Genomic DNA, 16071 nt, shown 5'->3' on the forward strand with positions numbered 1-16071 from the left:
TGGCAATGCCGGTATTTTGGAAGGTGCCATGGCCCGCGCAATCCACGTCTTCCGCATGCCCGACCGCTTCGTGGCCGGGACCGTCGGGCAACCCGGCAACCGGACCTTCTATCTGCAGGCGGTGCACGACAAGCGGGTGATCTCGGTGGTGCTGGAAAAGCAGCAAGTCGCCGTGCTCGCCGAGCGGATCGCCGCGCTGCTGCTGGAGATCAACCGGCGCTTCGGCACACCGATCCCGCCGGACACCGGCGAGGTCGAGGACCTGAGCCCGTTGATCACGCCCGTCGACGCCGAGTTCCGGGTCGGCACGATGGGACTGGGCTGGGATTCGGAGGCCCAGACCGTCGTCGTGGAACTGCTGGCGGTGTCCGACACCGAATTCGACGCGTCGGTGGTGCTCGACGACGCCGAGGAGGGGCCCGACGCGGTGCGGGTGTTCTTGACGCCGGAGTCGGCACGCGAGTTCGCAACCCGATCCAACAAGGTCATTTCGGCGGGCCGGCCGCCGTGCCCGCTGTGCGACGAACCGCTGGATCCCGAGGGCCACATTTGTGTGCGCACCAACGGGTACCTGCGCGGTGCCTCGGACAGCATTGCCGGATCCGACGATGACGCCGACGCCTGACGACGGTGAGGTACTGCAGCGCGGCGAGCTGACCGTCATCGGACGGATCCGCTCCGCCAGCAACGCGACGTTTCTGTGCGAGGCGCATCTCGATGGCCGCCAGGCCCATTGCGTGTACAAGCCGATCGCCGGCGAGGCGCCGCTGTGGGACTTTCCGGACGGGACGCTGGCCGGCCGCGAGCTCGCGGCGTATCTGGTGTCCACCGCGCTGGGCTGGAACATCGTGCCCTACACCATCATTCGCGACGGGCCGGCCGGGCGCGGCATGCTGCAGCAGTGGGTGGACCAGCCCGGGGATGAAGTCGGCGACGAGCCGTCGTCGGGCCCCGATCTTGTCGACTTGCTGCCGTCTGACCACATCCCGCCGGGGTATCTGCCGGTGCTGCAGGCCTATGACTACGCCGGCGACGAGGTCACCCTGGTGCACGCCGACGATGTCCGGCTGCGCCGCATGGCGGTGTTCGACGTGCTGATCAACAACGCCGACCGCAAGGGCGGCCACGTTTTGGTGGGTGTCGACGGACACGTCTATGGCGTGGACCACGGCGTCAGCCTGCACGTCGAGGACAAGCTGCGCACCGTGTTGTGGGGGTGGGCCGGTAAGCCCGTCGACGACGAGACCCTCGACGCCGTCGCGGGATTGCGCGATCAACTGCGCGCAGAATTGGGGGAGCGGCTGTGCGAGCACCTCACCCGCCGCGAGATCGAGGCGCTACGCGCCAGAGTGGTTGGCTTGCTCGACAACCCGGTGATGCCGACCCCCGACCGTCGCCGCCCGATCCCCTGGCCTGCGTTCTAACCCTGCGGGCCGTGATCTACTGGATCGGTGAGCCTTACCGATGCGGCTCTGGCCGCGACGGTGGCCCAGGAAGCCGGCGACCTGCTGTTGGCGGTGCGTGACGAGATCGGCTTCTACGACCCGTACGACCTCGGCGATGCCGGCGACAAGCGGGCCAACGTCCTGATCCTCGACCGGCTGCGCCAGGAGCGGCCCGACGACGCCGTGCTCAGCGAGGAAGCCGTCGACGACCTGTCCCGGGTGCACGCCGACCGGGTCTGGATCGTCGACCCCGTCGACGGCACCAGGGAGTTCTCCATGCCCGGCCGCGACGACTGGGCCGTGCACATCGCGCTGTGGCAGCGCAGCGCGGACGGCCTCACCGACGCCGCGGTCGCCTTGCCCGCCCGCGGCGAGGTGTACCGCACCGACACCGTCACACCCCCGCCGCCGCGCCGCGACGGCCCCATCCGCATCACCGCCAGCGCCAGCCGGCCGCCCGCGGTGTTGTGGCGGCTACGCGAGGCGCTGAACATCGAGCTGATCCGCATCGGGTCGGCCGGTGCCAAGGCGATGGCCGTGGTCCGCGGCGACGTCGACGCCTACATCCACGCCGGCGGGCAGTGGGAATGGGATTCGGCCGCGCCGGCCGGTGTGGTGCAAGCCGCCGGCCTGCACGCGTCGCGGTTGGACGGGTCGCGGCTGGTCTACAACCGGCGCGACCCGTACCTGCCCGATCTGCTGATGTGCCGTCCTGAGCTGGCCGACGTGCTGCTCGAGGCCATCCGCACGCCGTCCTGACAGCGGGCTCACCGAGGCGAGCGCTTAGAGTCGGGACTATGCAATCGTGGTCGGCGCCGAACGTTCCGTCGCTGCCCGGTCGCGGTCCCGCGCTTCGGCTCTACGACAGCGCCGACCATCAGGTGCGGCCGGTGTCACCCGGCGAGACCGCCACCATGTACGTCTGCGGCATCACCCCCTACGACGCCACCCACCTCGGCCACGCGGCGACCTACCTGGCCTTCGATCTGGTGCACCGGCTCTGGCTGGACGCCGGTCACCGGGTGCACTACGTGCAGAACGTCACCGACATCGACGATCCGCTGTTCGAACGCGCGGACCGCGACGGCATCGACTGGCGGGTGCTCGGCGACCGCGAGCCCGAACTGTTCCGCACGGATATGGCCGCGCTGCGGGTGTTGCCGCCGCACGACTACGTCGCCGCCACCGAGGCGATCGACGAGGTCGTGGAGCTGGTGGAGAAGATGCTGGCCTCCGGTGCGGCCTACGTCGTCGACGGTGAGTACCCCGACGTCTATTACCGCGCCGACGCCACCCTGCAGTTCGGCTACGAGTCGGGCTACGACCGCGACACCATGCTGGCGTTGTTCGGTGAGCGCGGCGGTGACCCCGACCGGCCGGGCAAGAGCGATCCGCTCGACGCACTGATGTGGCGTGCCGCGCGGCCCGGTGAGCCGAGTTGGCCGTCGCCGTTCGGGCCGGGCCGGCCGGGCTGGCATGTGGAGTGTTCGGCGATCGCGCTCAGCCGCATCGGCACCGGCCTGGACATCCAGGGCGGCGGGTCGGACCTGATCTTCCCGCACCACGAGTTCTCCGCCGCGCACGCCGAATGTGTCACCGGCGAGCGGCGATTCGCGCGGCATTACGTGCACGCCGGCATGATCGGCTGGGACGGGCACAAGATGAGCAAGAGCCGCGGCAACCTGGTGCTGGTGTCCGGACTGCGCGCTGATGGCGTCGAACCCGCCGCGATCCGGTTGGGTCTGCTGGCCGGGCACTACCGCGCGGATCGGTCATGGAGCGCGGCGGTGCTCGAGGAGGCGCAGGCGCGGCTGGCGCGCTGGCGTCAGGCGAGCGCGCTGGCCGCCGGACCGGACGCCTCGGACGCCGTCGCGCGGGTCCGGCAGTATCTAGCCGACGATCTTGATACCCCGAAAGCCCTTGCCGCCCTTGATGGTTGGGCTACCGACACGCTGGAGTACGGCGGGCACGACGGTGATGCGCCACGGACGGTGGCCACCGCCGTCGACGCCCTACTCGGTGTAGACCTGTAATCGCCGCGGCGGTAGGTTTCCGCCATGAGTTCAGTGACCGGAAAAGTCGTCCTGATCACCGGCGGGGCGCGCGGCGTCGGCGCCGAAGTGGCGCGACGGCTGCACGACAAGGGCGCCAAACTGGTGCTCACCGACCTCGACGAAGCGCCGCTGAAGGAGTTGGCTGGCTCGCTCGGCGAAGACCGGGTCCTGACGACGGTCGCCGACGTGCGCGACCTGGCGGCCATGCAAGCGGCCGTGGACAAGGCCGTCGCGCGCTTCGGCGGCATCGACGTCGTCATGGCCAACGCCGGCATCGCGACCTACGGTTCGGTGCTCAACGTGGACCCGGCGGCGTTCCGGACGCTCATCGACGTGAACATCGTCGGCGTGTTCAACACCGTGCGCGCGGCGCTGCCGTCGGTGATCGAGCGCCGCGGTTACGTGCTGATCGTCTCCTCGCTGGCGGCCTACGCGGCCGCCCCGGGCCTGGCGCCGTACAACGCGGCCAAGGCCGGCGTGGAGCACTTCGCCAACGCGCTGCGGCTGGAGGTCGCCCACCTCGGCGTCGACGTCGGTTCGGCGCATATGAGCTGGATCGACACCCCGCTGGTGCGGGAGGCGAAGGCGGATCTGTCGACATTCCAGGAAATGATCGGCAAACTGCCCGGCCCGCTGAGCAAGACCACGTCGGTCGAGGCGTGCGGCAAGGCCTTCGTCAAGGGCATCGAACGACGCAAACGCCAGATCAACTGCCCCGGCTGGGTCGGGCTTTTGCGGTGGCTGCGGCCGGTGCTGTCCAGCCGGATCGGCGAGCCACAGGTCACGAAATTCGTGCCGGACCTGCTGCCGCGGATGGACGCCGAAGTCGCCGCGCTGGGCCGGTCGATGAGCGCCCGCACCGAAGCGCTCGAGAAGTGAAGGTCCGCCGAATCGTCCTCGCGCTTGCATTGCTCGCCGCGCTTGCTGGATGCACCACGGAGCAACCCGAAGAGCCGACGACGCCGCCCCCGGCTCCCGCCACCGTCACGCCCGAGCAGGCCCGCGCGATCGCCAAGGAGGCCTACATCTACGGCTTCCCGATTGTCGACAACTACCGGGTGCAGTACGCGTATTTCGTCGACAAGGAAGATCCCGAGTACAAGGGCGGCTGGAACGAAATCCACAATACTGCAAGGGTTTTCACGCCCGAGGACAAGGCGATTCAAACGCCGAACTCCGACACACCCTACTCAGTTGTCGGTGCAGACCTGCGCGCCGAGCCCCTGGTGCTGACCGTTCCGCCGATCGAAGAAGGCCGCTACTACTCACTGCAATTCGTCGACGGATACACCTACAACGTCGGCTATGTCGGCAGCCGCACCACCGGCAACGGCGGCGGGAAGTACCTGCTCGCCGGACCGGGTTGGCAGGGCGAGAAACCCGCAGGCATCGACCAGGTCATCCGGTCCGATACCGACCTGGCATTCGTGCTGTACCGCACGCAACTGTTCGGGCCCGACGACATCGCCAACGTCGAGAAAATCCAGGCCGGCTACCAGGTGACGCCGCTGTCGGTCTACCTCAACCAGCCGCCACCCGAGCCCGCGCCGCCGATCGACTTCGTGCCGCCGCTGACCCCGGACCAACAACGTAGCTCACCGCAGTTCTTCGAAATCCTCAGTTTTGCACTGCGATTCGCGCCCACCCAAGCCCGAGGAGAAGGAGTTACGGGATCGCTTCGCCACCATCGGCATTGGGCCTGAAGGAAACTTCGACGCCGACAAGCTCAGCCCGGAGATGCGGTCGGCCATCGAAGGCGGAATGGCCGACGCCTGGGCGGAATTCAACACCTTCAAAAAAGACAAGGTCGATACCGGTGAGGTCGGTTCGGCCCAGTTCTTTGGCACCGCTGCGGATCTTAAGGGCAACTACCTGTACCGGATGGCCGGCGCGGTGCTGGGTATCTACGGCAACACTGCCGCCGAGGCCATTTATCCGGGCTTCTTCAACGACGCCGCGGGCGAACCGCTGACGGGTGCCAACAAGTACACATTCCGGTTCGCGCCCGGACAGCTTCCGCCGGTCAACGCATTCTGGTCGCTGACCATGTACGAAATGCCGGCCAGCCTGCTGGTGGACAATCCCGTCGACCGGTATCTGATCAACTCGGCGATGCTGGACGACCTGGTCAAAGACCCCGACGGCGGCTACACGCTCTACATCCAGAACGAGTCGCCGGGGGCGGCGCGCGAACCGAACTGGCTGCCCGCACCCAAAGGCCCGTTCGCGTTGGTGCTGAGGCTGTACTGGCCGAAACCCGACGCGCTGGACGGCCAATGGCAGCCGCCCGAACCTGTCAAGACTTAGCCTCGGAAGCCCGGCCCGCGGCGGCGCAGGTAGCGCTCGAACTCGGCGGCCAGCGCGTCGCCGTCGATCTTGCCCAGCGCTTCCGTCATATCGACCTCGGCGTCGCCACGCTGCTCGAGCGCGGCGACGTACTCGGCGATCTCGTCGTCCTCGGCGGTCATCTCGGTGACCGCTTCCTCCCACTCCTCGGCCTGGGCCGGCAGGTCGGCCAGCGGCACCTCGATGTCCAGCACGTCTTCGACGCGGCGCAGCAACGCGACCGTCGCCTTGGGGTTCGGCGGCTGCGACACGTAGTGCGGCACCGCCGCCCAGAACGTCACCGCCGGGATGCCGGCCTGCACGCAGGCGTCCTGGAACACCCCGGCGATACCGGTCGGGCCCTCGTAGCGGGTCTGCTCCAGGCCGAAGAACTTGGCCGACTCCGGCGAATACGCCGCCCCCGACACCGGGACCGGCCTGGTGTGCGGCGTGTCGGCCAGCAGCGCGCCCAGGATGACGACGGTGGAGACATTGAGCTTGTCCGCGATGGCGAGCAGCTCGGCGCAGAATGTGCGCCACCTCATATTCGGCTCCACGCCGTGCATCAGCACGATGTCGCGGTCCGAACCCGGCGGGCGGCAGTACGAAATCCGCATCGACGGCCACACCAGCTCGCGGGTGACCCCGTCGACCTGGCGGATCACCGGCCGGTTCACCTGGTAGTCGTAGTAGGCCTCGTCGTCGATTTCGACGATCGGTTCGGCCTCCCAGATGGCGTCCAGGTGCTCCAGGGCGTCGCTGGCCGCGTCGCCGGCGTCGTTCCAGCCCTCGAAAGCAGCGACGACGATGGCGTCGTGCAGTTTCGGCAGGTCCCGCGATGAGCCGCTTGCGCGAAGAGCATCGGGTTGGCGGCTGGCATCCGACGTGGTCACAACGCCAGCGTAAGCCTTACCTAGCCCCGATGAGCGGCATCGCGGTACCGGCGGGTTTGCCTAGGGCGACTACCCTGGCGATGTGACTGTTGTCAACGATCGCGCGGCTGACGTGGTGAGTGACGCTGCCGACGCGGTCGCGACGAAATACGTTCGGCTGCAATCTGGTTAAGTTCGGTGACTAGCACATGGCCAAGACTTTGCCCACACAATCCGCGAGCGGTCGCGCAAACAGTTGGCGCGACGACGTAGACTTTTCTCGTCGAGAGGCGTTGCAACGGATACAGGTATGGATACCGGTATCCGCCACGCTCGGCGAAGTCAAGGACGCCTTCCATTGCGGAAGGAGTGCACGTGACCGACTTTGAGCCGAATATCCGCCCCGACTGCACCGACGAACTGACGGCAGTTCTGCGCGAGCGGATCATGGTCATCGACGGCGCGATGGGCACCGCGATCCAGCGGGACCGCCCGGATGAGGCGGGCTACCGCGGCGAGCGGTTCAAAGACTGGCCGAGCCCGCTCCAGGGCAACAACGACCTGCTCAACCTGACGCAGCCGCACATCATCGAGGGCATCCACCGCGAGTACCTCGAGGCGGGCGCCGACATCGTGGAGACCAACACCTTCAACGCGAACGCGATCTCGCTGTCCGACTACGACATGGCGGAGCTGAGCTACGAGTTGAACTACGCCGGCGCCGCCCTGGCCCGCAAAGCCTGCGACGAGTTCAGCACGAAGGACAAGCCTCGTTACGTCGCCGGCGCCCTGGGGCCGACGACGCGGACCGCGTCGATCTCGCCGGACGTCAACGATCCGGGTGCGCGCAACGTCTCCTACGACCAGCTGGTCGCCGCTTACCACGAAGCCGCCAAGGGCCTGCTCGACGGTGGTGCCGACCTCCTCATCGTCGAGACGATCTTCGACACGCTGAACGCCAAGGCCGCGGTGTTCGCCGTCGAGACGCTGTTTGACGAGCGTGGCCGCCGCTGGCCGGTGATCATCTCGGGCACCATCACCGATGCGTCCGGGCGGACGCTGTCCGGTCAGGTCACCGAAGCGTTCTGGAACTCGATCCGGCACGCCAAGCCGCTCGCGGTCGGCCTCAACTGCGCCCTGGGCGCGCCGGAGATGCGGCCCTACATCGCCGAGATGTCACGCATCGCCGACACCTTCGTCTCCTGCTACCCGAATGCCGGCCTGCCCAACGCCTTCGGCGAGTACGACGAGTCCCCGCAGCATCAGGCCGGCTACATCGAGGAGTTCGCCGAGGCCGGTTTCGTCAATCTGGTCGGCGGGTGCTGCGGAACGACGCCGGCGCACATCGCCGAGATCGCCAAGGTCGTCGAGGGCAAGCCGCCGCGCACGGTGCCCGAGATCCCGGTGGCCACCCGGCTCGCGGGCCTGGAGCCGCTCAACATCGATGACAACTCCCTGTTCGTCAACATCGGTGAGCGCACCAACATCACCGGCTCGGCCCGGTTCCGCAACCTGATCAAGGCCGAGGACTACGACTCCGCGCTGTCGGTGGCCCTGCAGCAGGTCGAGGTCGGTGCGCAGGTCATCGACATCAACATGGACGAGGGCATGATCGACGGCGTCGCCGCGATGGACCGGTTCACCAAGCTGATCGCGGCCGAACCGGACATCAGCCGCGTCCCGGTGATGATCGACTCCTCCAAGTGGGAGGTCATCGAGGCGGGCCTGAAGAACGTGCAGGGCAAGCCGATCGTCAACTCGATCTCCCTGAAGGAGGGCGAGGCGAAGTTCATCCGCGAGGCGCGGCTGTGCCGCAAGTACGGCGCCGCCGTCGTGGTGATGGCGTTCGACGAGGAGGGGCAGGCCGACAACCTCGAGCGCCGCAAACAGATCTGCGGACGCGCGTACCGGATCCTGACCGAAGAGGTCGGCTTTCCGGCCGAGGACATCATCTTCGACCCGAACTGCTTCGCGCTGGCGACGGGCATCGAAGAGCACGCGACCTATGGCATCGACTTCATCGAGGCCTGCCGCTGGATCAAGGAGAACCTGCCCGGCGTGCACATCTCCGGCGGTATCTCGAACGTGTCGTTCTCGTTCCGGGGCAACAACCCGGTCCGCGAGGCGATCCACTCGGTGTTCCTGTTCCACGCCATCAAGGCCGGCCTGGACATGGGCATCGTGAACGCCGGTGCGCTGGTGCCCTACGACTCGATCGACCCCGAACTACGGGACCGCATCGAGGACGTCGTGCTGAACCGGCGCGAGGATGCGGCCGAGCGGCTGCTGGAGATCGCCGAGCGGTTCAACAAATCGGAGAAGACCGACGACGCGGAAGCGGCCGAGTGGCGCAATCTGCCTGTCCGCGAACGGATTACGCACGCGTTGGTCAAGGGCATCGACGCCTATGTCGACGCCGACACCGAGGAATTGCGGGCCGAGATCGCGGCCGCCGGAGGGCGGCCGATCGAGGTGATCGAGGGCCCGCTGATGGACGGCATGAACGTCGTCGGCGATCTGTTCGGCTCGGGCAAGATGTTTTTGCCGCAGGTCGTGAAGTCGGCGCGGGTGATGAAGAAGGCCGTTGCGTACCTGCTGCCGTACATCGAGGCGGAGAAGCAGCCGGGGGATGCCGGTAAGGACACCAACGGCACCATCATCATGGCGACGGTCAAGGGCGACGTCCACGACATCGGCAAGAACATCGTCGGAGTCGTCCTGCAGTGCAACAACTTTGAAGTGATCGACCTCGGGGTGATGGTGCCTGCCCAGAAGATTCTGGACGCGGCCAAGGAGCACGACGCCGACATCATCGGGCTGTCCGGGCTGATCACCCCGTCTCTGGACGAGATGGTCAACTTCGCCGTCGAGATGGAACGCGAGGGGCTGGAGATCCCGCTGCTGATCGGTGGTGCGACCACCTCGCGCGCCCACACGGCGGTGAAGGTGGCGCCGCGCCGCAGCGGTCCGGTGGTCTGGGTCAAGGACGCGTCGCGCTCGGTGCCTGTCGCTGCCGCGCTGCTCGACGACCGTCAACGGCCGGCGCTGCTGGAGGCCACCGAGAAGGACTACGCGTCACTGCGCGAACGGCACGCCCAGAAGAACGAGCGGCCGATGGTGCCGTTGGAGAAGGCCCGCGCCAACCGGACGCCGATCGAGTGGGACGGCTACACGCCGCCGGTGCCCGCTCAAGGTTTGGGAGTGCGCGATTTTCACGACTACGACCTCGCTGAGCTTCGCGAGTACATCGACTGGCAGCCGTTCTTCAACGCCTGGGAGATGAAGGGCAAGTTCCCCGACATCCTCAACAACCCGGCCTCCGGGGAAGCAGCCCGCAAGCTCTATGAGGACGCCCAGGAGATGCTCGACACCCTGATCAAGGAGAAGTGGCTGACCGCCAACGGGGTGATCGGGTTCTTCGCGGCGAACGCGGTCGGTGACGACATCGAGGTGTACACCGACGAGACCCGTACCGAGGTGCTGACCACGTTGCACAACCTGCGCCAGCAGGGCGAGCACCGCGACGGCATCCCGAACCGGTCGCTCGGCGATTTCATCGCCCCCAAAGAATCGGGTCTCCGGGATTACATCGGCGCCTTCGCCGTCACCGCGGGGCTCGGAAGCCAGGACAAGATCGTCGAGTTCAAGGCGGCCCACGACGACTACAGCGCCATCCTGTTGGAGTCGCTCGCCGACCGGCTGGCCGAGGCGTTCGCCGAACGGATGCATGAACGGGTCCGCAAGGAGTTCTGGGGATACCAGCCCGACGAGCAGCTGGACAACGAGGCGCTCATCGGTGAGAAGTACGTGGGAATCCGCCCTGCCCCCGGCTACCCGGCCTGCCCGGAGCACACCGAGAAGGCGACGCTCTTTCAATTGTTGGACGTGACGGAGCGGACCGGCATCGAGCTGACCGAGTCGATGGCGATGTGGCCCGGTGCCGCCGTGTCCGGCTGGTACTTCTCGCACCCGCAGTCGCAGTACTTCGTGGTCGGGCGGTTGGCCCAGGACCAGGTCGCCGACTATGCGCGGCGCAAGGGCTGGACCCTGCAGGAGGCTGAGCGCTGGCTGGCGCCCAACCTCGGCTACAACCCGGAGGACTGACGCCTGATCGCCTAGTCTTCGATCAGGATGAGCGATGCGGACAATGGACTACTTCCTGCGGAGGCGCGTGCCCGTAAGCTCATCGATCAGCAACTGACCCAGGCCGACTGGGTAGTCCAGGACAAGAAGGACCTGAACTTGTTCGCCGGCCAGGGCATCGCGGTTCGTGAAGTGGTGATGAAGCCCGGTCACGGACGGGTCGACTACCTGCTGTACGTGGATCGGGCAGTAGTCGGAGTCATCGAAGCCAAACCGATGGGCACCGCGCTTTCCGGCGTGGAGTGGCAGTCGGCGATGTACGCCGAAGGACTGCCTGCGGACGTTCGTCTGGCAGCTAAGACCACCGAAGGCCGCTTGCCCTTCGTATTCGAAGCGTCCGGAGTAGAGACCCACTTCACCAATGGCTTTGACCCTGACCCACGCGCGCGGTTGATCTTCAATGTTCCGCGCCCGGAGACGCTGGCGCGAATTTTGCGCGATGCAGAAGCAACGCCGGAATGTCCGACCTGGCGCGCCAAGGTTCGCGATCTTCCCCCGCTCGACATCGCCTCGTTGCGCCCCGCACAGATCAAGGCAGTCAACGGCATCGAGCGCAGCTTGGCCAACAAACATTTCGACCGCTCACTGGTGCAGATGGCTACCGGTGCCGGCAAGACCTACACCGCGGTCACCGAGGCCTACCGGCTGCTCAAGCACGGCGGCGTTAACCGGATTCTCTTCCTTGTCGATCGCAACAACCTCGCCGATCAGACGGTCGGGGAGTTCCAGAACTACCGGACGCCCGATGACGGACGCCGCTTTACCGAGCTCTACAACGTCGCCAAGCTCTCCAGCGCGGGGTTGTTGGCTTCGACGAACGTCGCGATTTCCACCATTCAGCGGGTGTTCACGTTCATCAAACAGGGCGAAGTCAGCGACGCCGACGATCCCAACCTCGACGAGTTCGTCCCTGACACACCGGTCACGGTGACCTACAGCGAGGCGCTGCCGCCGGAGACGTTCGACCTGGTGATCGTCGATGAAGCGCACCGGAGCATCTACGGTGTATGGCGCGGGGTGCTGGAGTATTTCGACGCCCACATCGTGGGTTTGACGGCTACGCCGGGCAAGCAGACGTTCGGGTTTTTCAAGCAGAACCTCGTCTCCGAGTACACCTATCCGGAGTCGGTTGCCGACGGCGTCAACGTTGACTTCGACATCTACCGCATCCGCACCAAGATCAGTGAGGAAGGTTCGCGCATCGAAGCGGGGACAGTGGTGCCGAAGGTGGACCGGAGAACGCGCGAGCAACGCTTCGAAACGCTCGATGATGAGCTTGATTACCGTCCAGCACAACTGGATCGGGCGGTTACGGCCACCGACCAGATCCGCACTGTGCTGGAGACGTTTCGGGACCGATTGTTCATCGACATTTTCCCGGGTCGCACCACGGTTCCCAAGACCCTCATCTTCGCCAAGGACGACAACCATGCAGAGGAGATCGTTACGCAGGTTCGCGAGGTGTTCGGGAAGGGAAACGACTTCGCCGCAAAGATCACCTACAGCGCTCGCAATGCCAAAGAACAGTTGCAGGCACTGCGGACCAGCCCAGCGCTGAGAATTGCGGTCACTGTCGACATGATTGCCACCGGCACCGATGTGAAACCGTTGGAGTGCGTGTTCTTCATGCGCGACGTGCGCTCAGCGCAGTACTTCGAGCAGATGAAGGGACGAGGTGCACGCACGATTCCGCCCGCTGACTTCCAGGCTGTAACACCCGACGCGGAGACGAAGACGCGCTTCGTCATCGTGGATGCCATCGGAGTCACCGAGCATGACTTCGTCGAGCCGCCGCTCAACCGGCAGAAGTCGGCCAGTCTCAAGAAGCTTCTCGACAAGGCGGCCAATCTCACCATCACCGAGGACGAGGCGGCGACGTTGGCATCGCGGTTGGCGAAACTAGAACTCGACCTCACCGACGATGAGCGCCACGAGCTTGATGAGGTTGCGGGACAGCCGGTTCGCGACATCGTCCGGCAGCTCGTTGATGCGGTGGAGCCGGCCACCGCGACGGCTGAAGCTATCGAAGCCGCGATCACGCCGATCGCAGCCAATCCTGCACTGCGCAACCGCATTCTGGAGCTCCGCGCGGCCCACGACCGGGTGATCGACGAGGTCAGCCAGGACGAGGTCATCGAAGCTGGTGGTGTCGTCGACACCGAGAGGGCTCGCTCGATCGTCGAGTCGTGGCAGGCCTATCTCGATGAACACCGCGATGAGATCACCGCGCTGCAACTGGGTTACGAAGCCGGCGAACGAGGCATCGACTTTGGGTTCATCCAGGGGTTGGCCGCGAGAATTGCACGACCGCCGCATAATTGGACGCCCGAGGTCATCTGGGACGCCTACGCCGCGCTCGACGCATCCAAGGTGCGCGTCTGCTCGAAGCACACGTTGACGGACTTGGTGTCGCTCGTGCGGTACGCCACGGGTGTAGACGACGAACTCGTTCCCTACGCCGAGCGGGTGCAGGAGAAGTACGCGAACTGGCTGGCCCAGCAGGAGCAGGCCGGGGTGGTGTTCAGCGACACCGAGCGATGGTGGCTGGATCGGATGGTGACCGTCATCGCCAACTCGGCGGGCATAAGGGTCGAAGATCTCGATGATGTGCCGTTTACTGAACGAGGTGGAACCGACGGTGCCATAAGGGATTTGGGGGATAAGGCCGGGGAGCTAATTGACGAGTTGAATGCGGAGTTGACGGCGTGAAGTGGCCTGTCAGACCGCTTTCGGCGGTTGCAGAAGTGCGGCTCGGTCGTCAGCGAGCGCCCAAGAACCACTCCGGCGACTCGATGCGCCCATACATTCGGGCAGCCAACGTGACGTGGGCAGGGCTCAACCTGAATGATGTCAAGTCGATGAACTTTACGGATGAAGAGTTGGACACGTACCGGCTGCAGCCAGGCGACATCGTTTTGGGGGAGGCGTCAGGAAGTCCTGGGGAGGTAGGGAAGCCAGCGCTCTGGTCAGGGGAGATCGCGGACTGCGCCTTTCAGAACACGCTTATTCGGGTGCGTCCCCGCGAGCATGAGCCCAAGTTTCTCTTGCACTACTTTCGCTACCAGGCTCTTACGGGCCGGTTCATTGAACATTCACGAGGCGTCGGTATTCACCATCTTGGCCGCGCTCGTCTGGCGTCATGGCCCACGCCTGTACCGCCACTCGACGAACAACGCCGAATAGTCGACCTGCTTGAGGACCATCTCTCGCGTCTCGATGCGGCCGAGGCATACATGGACAATGGTTTTCGGCGTATTGAGGCGATGCGAGGAAGCGTTCTTGCCAGCCTTTACACGGGAGACCGGTCCCAACTACGAACATTGGCGGTCGACGCCGGGTATGGGACTTCGACGAAGTGCAGCGCTGACGGCACTGGCATTCCGGTAGTTCGAATTCCGAACTTAGTGAATGGCTGTATCGACTTGTCGGATGAGAAGCGCGTCGTTGAGTCGGACATGAACATGACGAAGTACTTGTTGTCGCCCGGCGACGTGCTCATCGTTCGTACCAACGGTTCGGTCGATCTAATTGGACGCTCGGCGGTAGTGCAGTCTGGAATTGATGCGGCATTTGCCTCGTACCTGATTCGTTACCGTGTACGCAATGAACTGGTCCGTCCTCAGTGGGTGCACGCCATGCTTCGTAGTCCGCAGATTCGTGCGCGAATCGTAGCGCTGGCGGCGTCGAGTGCCGGTCAGCACAATCTGAGTCTCGCCAAGCTGGATTCTTTGGAGCTACCCGTGCCCAGCCTGGCAGTTCAAGACGCCGGGCTAGCGCACTTGACGGAGATTGAGGGGGAGATGTCCCGGTTGGCGAACACGCTCGCTGCAACGCGGACCCGCGCGAGAACCCTTCGCTCTTCGCTGCTGGCGTTCGCATTCGGCGGCCGACTTATCCGACAGAGCCGGTTCCGCGGCGGATAGCACTGCGGTAAGTCTATGAGCGGCAAGCAAATCAAACTCTTTCTCGCGGACGGCACACCCGGCGGCCTGACTACCGCCGAAATCACGAACTGGACCGGCCATGTGCTTTCTGCCCGACGGTCAGACCTCGCCGATCTGCTCAAGCGTGACGAGGCTCAACGCACCGGCGCCTATCTCTTGCTCGGCGAGGATGAAACTGCCATCGAGAACACGCGTTGCTACATTGGCGAGGCCGACGTCGTTGCCGACCGGCTGCGATATCACCACCGCGACAGGGATTTTTGGGATCGCGTCGTTGTCATCACCTCCAAGGACGCCAACCTCACCAAAGCGCATGGTCGGTACCTGGAATCCCGATTGATCTCGTTCGCAGCACTCGCGGGCAGGGTGACATTGGAGAACGGCACGGCTCCGCCCGTGCCGGCGTTGCCTGAGGCAGATGCGTCGGACATGGACTACTTCGTATCCCAGTTGCAGATCGTGCTGCCGGTGCTTGGCGTCAACGCAATTCGCGTCCCAGCGCCATCTGTGCCACGCACAGCAGTGGACACCAATGACTCCCCGGTGTTCAACCTGCGCCTTGCGAAGCTGGGCGTTGACGCTCAGGCGCAGCAGATCGACGGGGAGTTCACCATGCTCGCCGGCTCCGTCATCGTGGCTACTTGGCATGGCGTCGGCAAAGCCGCCAGCACTCGAAAGGCATATGAGACATACCGAAATCAACATCGACAACTCGTTGAAACCGGTGCCATTGCGATCTCGCAAGGCAATGGTCGCTTGACCCGCAACGTTGTTTTCTCCTCGCCGTCCACGGCTGGCGCCATCGCGCTCGGACGTTCGTGCAACGGCCGCAGGGAGTGGGTATCGGCCGAAGGCACGTTCGGTGACTGGGAAAGCCGCGGCGTCGAGTAGCTCCTGCTGGCAAAGCGGGATTGTTGTCGGATCTCCAATGATTCAATTCTCTAGGTTCGTAGGTATCGGCGATGGTGGCCAGGAGGGTGGTCGTGCTTTCTGCGCGCGAGAAGGTTCTCGTCGAAGGCCAGCATGACTGGGTCAAACTCTGGGAGGTGCACAGGCACGTCGCTGAGGAGAACCTGTCGGCGAGTCTCTCTGAAGTTCAGCGCAAGACGCTCGAGTTGGTGCGTTCGCTGGTGACCGAAGGCGTGGCCGAGATCGGCGATCTGCGGGATCAGGGCGCACGATTTGAGCCCTGGGACAGTCCACTGGATGAGTCAATGAAGCGACTGTCCGCCAGGTACGTCGACCGGTTCCGGAACCTGTCAACCTGAATGAGGCACCGTTGCGCGGT

General features: G+C 65.2%; 11 protein-coding genes and 1 pseudogene. 11 read left to right on the forward strand and 1 reads right to left on the reverse strand.

Translation table 11 applies throughout. The features are described 5' to 3' along the window. Window positions 1-28: 28 nt before the first annotated feature. The 6 genes and pseudogenes from CWS39_RS09835 (at window position 29) to CWS39_RS09860 (ending at window position 5806) form a co-directional block, all read left to right on the forward strand. Entirely contained in the window at window positions 29-625 is a 597-nt protein-coding gene (locus CWS39_RS09835) for a DUF3090 domain-containing protein (RefSeq protein WP_102142726.1), read from the forward strand. Continuing rightward, entirely contained in the window at window positions 609-1424 is an 816-nt protein-coding gene (locus CWS39_RS09840; RefSeq protein WP_102142727.1) for an SCO1664 family protein, read from the forward strand. The genes CWS39_RS09835 and CWS39_RS09840 overlap by 17 nt, the downstream gene beginning before the upstream one ends. A 27-nt stretch (window positions 1425-1451) precedes the next feature. After that, complete coding sequence (locus CWS39_RS09845; RefSeq protein ID WP_102142728.1) at window positions 1452-2204, forward strand: 3'(2'),5'-bisphosphate nucleotidase CysQ; 753 nt, start codon at window positions 1452-1454, stop codon at window positions 2202-2204. 38 nt (window positions 2205-2242) lie between these two features. Beyond that, the gene (gene mshC, locus CWS39_RS09850; protein WP_102142729.1) at window positions 2243-3478 is read left to right on the forward strand and encodes a cysteine--1-D-myo-inosityl 2-amino-2-deoxy-alpha-D-glucopyranoside ligase; all 1236 of its coding nucleotides are present in this window, start codon (window positions 2243-2245) and stop codon (window positions 3476-3478) included. A 24-nt stretch (window positions 3479-3502) separates the two neighbouring features. Continuing rightward, window positions 3503-4378 carry an SDR family oxidoreductase gene (locus tag CWS39_RS09855; RefSeq protein ID WP_102142730.1) on the forward strand — a complete coding sequence of 292 codons (876 nt, stop codon included), beginning with the start codon at window positions 3503-3505 and terminating at the stop codon, window positions 4376-4378. Further along, window positions 4375-5806 (forward strand): annotated as a pseudogene (locus CWS39_RS09860) (DUF1254 domain-containing protein). Before CWS39_RS09855 ends, CWS39_RS09860 begins: the two are co-directional and overlap by 4 nt. Here the strand turns inward: CWS39_RS09860 and CWS39_RS09865 are convergent. After that, complete coding sequence (locus CWS39_RS09865; protein WP_102142748.1) at window positions 5803-6654, reverse strand: PAC2 family protein; 852 nt, start codon at window positions 6652-6654, stop codon at window positions 5803-5805. The pseudogene CWS39_RS09860 and the gene CWS39_RS09865 overlap by 4 nt on opposite strands. A 417-nt stretch (window positions 6655-7071) precedes the next feature. Here CWS39_RS09865 and metH point away from each other — a divergent pair, with 417 nt between their 5' ends. The 5 genes from metH to CWS39_RS09895 all read left to right on the forward strand — a co-directional run bounded on the left by metH (window position 7072) and on the right by CWS39_RS09895 (window position 16051). Beyond that, window positions 7072-10800 (forward strand): methionine synthase, encoded by a 3729-nt coding sequence (gene metH / locus CWS39_RS09870; protein ID WP_233213429.1) that lies wholly within the window; start codon window positions 7072-7074, stop codon window positions 10798-10800. A gap of 27 nt (window positions 10801-10827) precedes the next feature. Then, on the forward strand, window positions 10828-13548 hold the full coding sequence (locus tag CWS39_RS09875; RefSeq protein ID WP_199178026.1) for a DEAD/DEAH box helicase family protein: 2721 nt from the start codon (window positions 10828-10830) through the stop codon (window positions 13546-13548). Continuing rightward, window positions 13545-14762: a restriction endonuclease subunit S gene (locus tag CWS39_RS28625; RefSeq protein WP_142386822.1), complete on the forward strand. Its 1218-nt coding sequence runs from the start codon at window positions 13545-13547 to the stop codon at window positions 14760-14762. Before CWS39_RS09875 ends, CWS39_RS28625 begins: the two co-directional genes overlap by 4 nt. Before the next feature lie 15 nt (window positions 14763-14777). Continuing rightward, window positions 14778-15674, forward strand: a complete 897-nt coding sequence (locus tag CWS39_RS09890; RefSeq protein ID WP_102142733.1) for a GIY-YIG nuclease family protein — start codon at window positions 14778-14780, stop codon at window positions 15672-15674. 92 nt (window positions 15675-15766) lie between these two features. Beyond that, window positions 15767-16051, forward strand: a complete 285-nt coding sequence (locus tag CWS39_RS09895; protein WP_142386823.1) for a hypothetical protein — start codon at window positions 15767-15769, stop codon at window positions 16049-16051. Window positions 16052-16071 lie beyond the last annotated feature (20 nt).

Origin of the sequence: Mycobacterium hubeiense, assembly GCF_002838065.1 — a bacterium.
GTDB lineage: Bacteria > Actinomycetota > Actinomycetes > Mycobacteriales > Mycobacteriaceae > Mycobacterium > Mycobacterium hubeiense.

Bases quoted from the DNA above. Each gene is read 5' to 3' on its own strand.
- CWS39_RS09875 (WP_199178026.1), top strand. From the start codon at position 10,828: ATGAGCGATGCGGACAATGGACTACTTCCTGCGGAGGCGCGTGCCCGT.
- CWS39_RS09835 (WP_102142726.1), top strand. From the start codon at position 29: ATGGCCCGCGCAATCCACGTCTTCCGCATGCCCGACCGCTTCGTGGCC.
- CWS39_RS09840 (WP_102142727.1), top strand. From the start codon at position 609: ATGACGCCGACGCCTGACGACGGTGAGGTACTGCAGCGCGGCGAGCTG.
- mshC (WP_102142729.1), top strand. From the start codon at position 2,243: ATGCAATCGTGGTCGGCGCCGAACGTTCCGTCGCTGCCCGGTCGCGGT.
- CWS39_RS09855 (WP_102142730.1), top strand. From the start codon at position 3,503: ATGAGTTCAGTGACCGGAAAAGTCGTCCTGATCACCGGCGGGGCGCGC.
- CWS39_RS09890 (WP_102142733.1), top strand. From the start codon at position 14,778: ATGAGCGGCAAGCAAATCAAACTCTTTCTCGCGGACGGCACACCCGGC.